Origin of the sequence: Paraburkholderia dipogonis, assembly GCF_042680985.1 — a bacterium.
Lineage (GTDB): Bacteria > Pseudomonadota > Gammaproteobacteria > Burkholderiales > Burkholderiaceae > Paraburkholderia > Paraburkholderia phytofirmans.
Window position 1 is genome coordinate 1 of sequence record NZ_JBHUFR010000043.1, and the last position, 5,445, is coordinate 5,445.

Genomic DNA, 5,445 nt, shown 5'->3' on the forward strand with positions numbered 1-5,445 from the left:
AGCGTGCGACGCTCGTACCCGGTGTCATGCTGGAAAACCGTCATCTGTATGTCTCCTTGTATCTCGTATTGGGCGTCGTAGACAGCCAGGACTTTGCCTGCTTCGCTATGGCGCAGAATCGTCGCGCGAACTACGTGAGTTCAACGTGGTCGACCGGCGGTTCCAGATTGATATACAGTTTATGCAAACGTTAGCATATAAGCAAGCGTAAATTATATGGCTTCGACCCGTCAGTGATGTGACATAAAGCAGAACGCTTGCGATGATCAAGACAAAAATGCTATCGTTCGCATGAATAATTGACTGCGGCGCGGAGCCGCTGGGCTGACCGCGCAGGCATAACTACCGGATCCGGAGATACGGGGTCTTGTCTTCAGGTCTTGGCGGGATGTGTCCCGAAAGACCCCATTGATCCATCTCCATTCGACATCAGAGGACACCGAGTGAAAATTGAAACGATCGGCGTTGTTGGCGCCGGGACGATGGGCAGCGGGATCGCACAGACCGCGATAGTCGCTGGCCTCCGGGTGGTACTGGTTGACGTCAGTGAGACGACGCTTGCGACCAGTGTTGCATCGTTGAACGCCAGGCTTGAGCGCATGGTGCAGAAAGGCCGGCTCGACGGGCCCTCATGCGCGGCAGCGGTGCAGCGTTTAGTCGCAAGCACGGACTACAGAAGCCTTGCCGGTGCGGATGTGGTGATCGAGGCAGCGACCGAGCATGCCGCCGTCAAGGTCGCCATTCTGCGCGAAATCGAGTCAACGGTTGCGCCACATGCAATCATTGCGACCAACACCTCTTCGATCTCGATTACGTCACTTGCCGCGGCGCTTGAACGGCCTGACCGTTTCGTAGGCATTCATTTCTTCAACCCTGTTCCCGTCCTGCCGCTGGTCGAAGTGATTCCCGGGCTGCAGAGCAGCAGTGAGACGGTCGACTCCGCGTTGCAATGGGCGCGGCAAATCGGCAAATCGCCCATTGTCGTTTCCAATTCTCCAGGATTCGTCGTGAACAGACTGCTCATCCCGATGCTGAACGAAGCCTTCTTCATTCTGGCTGAGGGCGTCGCGACCGCAGAAGAGATTGATGCCGGCATGCGGCTGGGCGCCGGTCACGAGATCGGGCCCCTGGCACTCGCTGACCTGATCGGCCTCGATGTCTGCCTGTCGATCATGGACGTGTTGCAGAAGGATCTTGGGGACCCGAAGTTTCGTGCTTCTCCGCTGCTCCGGGAGCTCGTGGCAGCGGGCAGGCTGGGGCGTAAGAAAGGCAGGGGCGTCTTTCAATACAACGGATAAGCGGATGGCATGTGTACGGTGAGGCGGAAGTTGATCGTCGAAATCGTCGCATGAGATACCGCTGGGTGAACAGATTCAAGAGGACGGGACGAACGTGAAGGTTCTTGTTGCAGTAAAAAGAGTGGTCGATGCCAACGTGAAGGTTGGCGCGAAATCGGACAACACGGGCGTGGACATTGCCAATCTGAAGATGTCGATGAATCCATTCGATGAAATCGCGGTTGAGGAAGCGGTGCGGTTGAAGGAAGCGGGCGTGGCGACGGAAGTGATCGCCGTGTCGGCGGGTGTGACGTAATCGCAGGAAACGCTGCGCACGACGCTGGCGATCGGCGCGGATCGCGCGATTCTGATTGAGTCGTCCGAAGAACTGCAGCCGCTGGCTGTCGCGAAGCTGCTGAAGGCGCTAGTCGATAAGGAACAGCCGCAACTGGTCATTCTCGGCAAGCAGGCCATTGACGACGATTCGAACCAGACGGGTCAGATGCTCGCTGCGTTGGCTGGATTGCCGCAAGCGACGTTTGCGTCGAGGGTTGTGGTCGCTGACGGCAAGGCAACCGTGTCGCGCGAAGTGGACGGCGGTGCGGAAACGCTGTCGTTGAAGTTACCCGCAATCATCACCACGGATCTGCGCCTGAATGAGCCGCGCTACGTGACGCTGCCGAACATCATGAAGGCGAAGAAGAAGCCGCTGGAAGTCGTCAAACCCGAAGACCTCGGCGTCGATGTCACGCCGCGCCTGAAAACGCTGAAAGTCGTCGAGCCGCCCAAGCGCTCCGCCGGTGTGAAGGTGCCGGATGTGAAGATGCTGGTCGAGAAGCTGAAGACCGAAGCCAAGGTGCTGTAAGTAGAACGGCAACTATGTTGCATGGGACTGGAGTAAGCGCTAAAGCGCTAATTCCAGTCGACACGGAGACAGAGCAAATGACGAATCTGGTGAATCTTGTATTGGCAGAACACGACAACGCGTCGATCAAGGCCGCGACGCTGAACACGATCGCAGCGGCGCAGAAGATTGGTGGCGACATTCACGTGCTGGTGGCGGGTCACAATGCACAGGCCGCGGCCGATGCCGCAGCGAAGATTGCAGGCGTGAGCAAAGTGCTGCTGGCCGATGCACCGCAACTCGAAGCGGGTCTCGCGGAAAACATCGAAGCCACGGTGCTGAACATCGCGAAGGATTACACGCACATCCTCGCGCCGGCGACCGCCTACGGCAAGAACATTGCACCGCGAATCGCCGCGAAGCTGGACGTCGCGCAGATCAGCGACATCACGGCAGTGGACAGCGCCGACACGTTCGAGCGTCCGATCTACGCCGGTAACGCGATCGCAACGGTTCAGTCGCAAGACCCGATCAAGGTCATCACCGTCCGCACGACCGGTTTCGACGCCGTCGCAGCCGAGGGCGGCAGCGCATCGGTCGAAAAGATCGAAGCCGCAGCGGACTCCGGCATCTCGCAGTTCGTGAGCCGTGAAGTGACGAAGCTAGACCGTCCGGAACTGACGTCGGCGAAGATCATCGTGTCGGGCGGCCGCGGTCTTGGCAACGGCGAGAACTACACGAAGGTTCTCGAACCGCTGGCCGACAAGCTGAACGCCGCGCTCGGCGCATCGCGCGCGGCAGTCGATGCGGGCTTCGTGCCGAACGACTACCAGGTGGGCCAGACGGGCAAGATCGTCGCGCCGCAACTGTACGTGGCAGTCGGCATCTCGGGCGCGATCCAGCATCTGGCCGGCATGAAGGACAGCAAAGTGATCGTCGCGATCAACAAGGACGAAGAAGCGCCGATCTTCAGCGTCGCGGACTATGGCCTCGTGGGCGATCTGTTCAGTGTCGTGCCTGATTTCGTCAATCACCTGTCCTGATCGGCCCCGCATAGGGTGCGCCAAGTCTCGTATCCGCCAGCCGCGCTGACGGACTATGCTGCACCAGGCTGCGGGGAGGGACAGTTGAATTTGACACTACTGGCAAAGCGTTGTCCTGAACGTAACCGGCCAGCTTCAGCTGGCCGTATCGTGCAACGGCGAGTTTGCCGTCTCGCTCAACGCCGCTCCGATATGCCTTGTGCTACCTCGAACGATCAGCGTTGCGGGCGAGATCGAGGTGTAAGGCGCGGTGGTGAACGAGTGCTGCTTCATGTGATGTACAAACCACAGGCCGCACGCAGTTGCCAGGTCGGAAACCGGAAGTCCGACGGTGGTGAGTCCGGGACCCCACCAGCGAAACCCCATCTCGTCGCCAAAGCCGACAACCGACAGGTCGTCAGGCGCATGAACGCCTTGCGCCGTCAGCTCCTCAAGAACGCCCTGTGTAGTTTGCACCGACGCCGCAACGATAGCGGTCGGCGGTACGGCCAGCGACAGCAGGCGACGCGTCGCCTCGCGGCCGAAGTCGACCGAGCCTGGGGCGCCGAGGTGGACAAACGCCGGGACTGCGGTTTCATTCCGCGGCAGCGCTTTGTGAAACCCTTTCAGACGCGCTGAACCGGTGGGTAGGTCATCCGTGCCGCCAATATACCCAATCCGGTGATGGCCCAGTTGCACGAGATGGTTGGTCGCCTCGTATATCGCCTGCGTGTCGTCAATTCCGAACCATTGGTCGCCAAGTGCCGCATGCCGCCGTAACAACTGGATATGCGGTAGCGCCCTGAGCATTTTCACCGAATCCGGATGAGGTCTCGCGGTCGGCACAATAATAATGCCGGCAACGTTCGCGCTCGTTAGCTCGCGCACGTGATGCAGTTCGGTCAGGCGGTCATCATCGGTTTCTGACAGGGTCAGCTGGAAGCCACCACCCTCGAGACATTTTGACAGGGCGTGGGCGATCGTCGAGTAGAAACCGTTGCGGATGTCGGGAAGGACGAGGCCGACCAGGTTGCTGGAAATCCCCCGCATCATTCGTGCTGCCAGGTTGGCTACGTATCCCATTTCACTGGCAACCTCGCTAACCCGCTGCTTCGTGGCTGCGCTGATTCTCGAATCGTCCGCGAGTGCGCGTCCCACCGTGGACGGGGAGACTTTCAGGCGTGCAGCGATGTCTTTGATGGTAGTCATGGGCGCTCCAGTGCGGCAGTTTTGTATAACGATAGCACGGGATGGATAGCCGACCAAACCGGTTTCCCCTGCTAATTTGGCCAGATGTTCCATCGCAGGAAGGTACGCGGCCTGGTTTTGTGCTACCGATAGCATTGCGCCATGGTACCGTTTCCGCATACCAGCGGTGCGAGCGTGAACCATCGCCGTATCTGGTACTGCTTGCTTTGTGGTCAGCATCCAGAGAGCGGCGCGACGCCTTCAGGCAGAACGAACGTTCATGCAATACTGCCGACATTTTTGAATGCTAACGTAAGCACAAACAGATAGTCATATTTATTTGACATGCTTCCATTGAGTTGCTAATGTAATGCTAACGTTAGCGCTCTGGTCTGTTCAGTTTGTCTCCGAATGTGCGTAGCGTTTGGTGATCCGGGTTGCAGGCAACGCGTCCCCGTAACATCGAGCAAATCGCGAATGCGGGACGAGCATCTGGAAGGGTGGCGAGAACGTGCGTCGCTTCCATTCCCCATGGAAATCCCAAGGTGGAATTACCGATTATCCGGTGATGCGCAGTCGATGCGACGGTGCCGTCAGCACGCAGGAGGTTAAAGTGCATTTTAATCAGGTGTCCTTGAGAATTATCGTCGAAAAATGGTTTGGCAAAGATCCGGCTTCGTCCTTGCGGGTGAGTCGTGTCCAGCATACCCGGTTAAGTCGGAATCATTGCGTTCGGGTCCAGTCGTCGCAATCCGAAAATCCTGTGGTCATTTTTTTCTTTCGGCACGACGACGGCAACTGGAACGTTTTCCCGCCCGAGAGCAGGCACGCAGCGTCGGCGGCCGCAGATTTTTGTGGCTCGCATTCATTTTAGCGTTCGTGCAAACGATGGCATTGGGTATACCATGCATTGACATCTATACTTTGAATTAAATAGAATTGTTAGTGCAAACGATAGCATTGAAGTGGCCGATGTTTATTTTGACTGCATGGTTTCGTCCGCAAGGGTAAGTACTTTCATCCCGCGGAACCGCGTCGCTGGGAAAAGATAGTTCAATGGAGACATACAGATGACGGTTTTCCAGCATGACACCGGGTACGAGCGTCGCACGCT

5 protein-coding genes and 1 pseudogene are annotated in these 5,445 nt (G+C 57.9%); 4 read left to right on the plus strand and 2 right to left on the minus strand.

Annotated features, from left to right (window positions below; genetic code table 11):
* From ACFSNN_RS38625 to ACFSNN_RS38640, 4 genes and pseudogenes are all read left to right on the plus strand, one after another.
* On the plus strand, positions 1–194 hold a 194-nt coding region (locus tag ACFSNN_RS38625), incomplete at its 5' end, for a hypothetical protein (protein ID WP_377779220.1).
* A 249-nt stretch (positions 195–443) separates the two neighbouring features.
* A complete protein-coding gene (locus tag ACFSNN_RS38630) occupies positions 444–1,298 on the plus strand; it encodes a 3-hydroxyacyl-CoA dehydrogenase NAD-binding domain-containing protein (RefSeq protein WP_134466404.1) in 855 nt (284 codons plus the stop codon).
* A gap of 94 nt (positions 1,299–1,392) precedes the next feature.
* Positions 1,393–2,142 (plus strand): annotated as a pseudogene (locus ACFSNN_RS38635) (electron transfer flavoprotein subunit beta/FixA family protein).
* Positions 2,143–2,228: 86 nt separating this feature from the next.
* Entirely contained in the window at positions 2,229–3,164 is a 936-nt protein-coding gene (locus ACFSNN_RS38640; RefSeq protein WP_134466479.1) for an electron transfer flavoprotein subunit alpha/FixB family protein, read from the plus strand.
* A 135-nt stretch (positions 3,165–3,299) separates the two neighbouring features.
* Here ACFSNN_RS38640 and ACFSNN_RS38645 read toward each other — a convergent pair whose 3' ends face one another.
* The gene (locus ACFSNN_RS38645) at positions 3,300–4,352 is read right to left on the minus strand and encodes a LacI family DNA-binding transcriptional regulator (protein WP_134466405.1); all 1,053 of its coding nucleotides are present in this window, start codon (positions 4,350–4,352) and stop codon (positions 3,300–3,302) included.
* A 908-nt stretch (positions 4,353–5,260) separates the two neighbouring features.
* Positions 5,261–5,445, minus strand: a 185-nt coding sequence (locus tag ACFSNN_RS38650) for a hypothetical protein (protein ID WP_377779221.1), incomplete at its 5' end; no start/stop codon positions are given.

What these genes read in the sequence shown, in the direction of transcription:
- ACFSNN_RS38645 (WP_134466405.1), bottom strand. Translation starts at nt 4,352, where the DNA reads ATGACTACCATCAAAGACATCGCTGCACGCCTGAAAGTCTCCCCGTCC.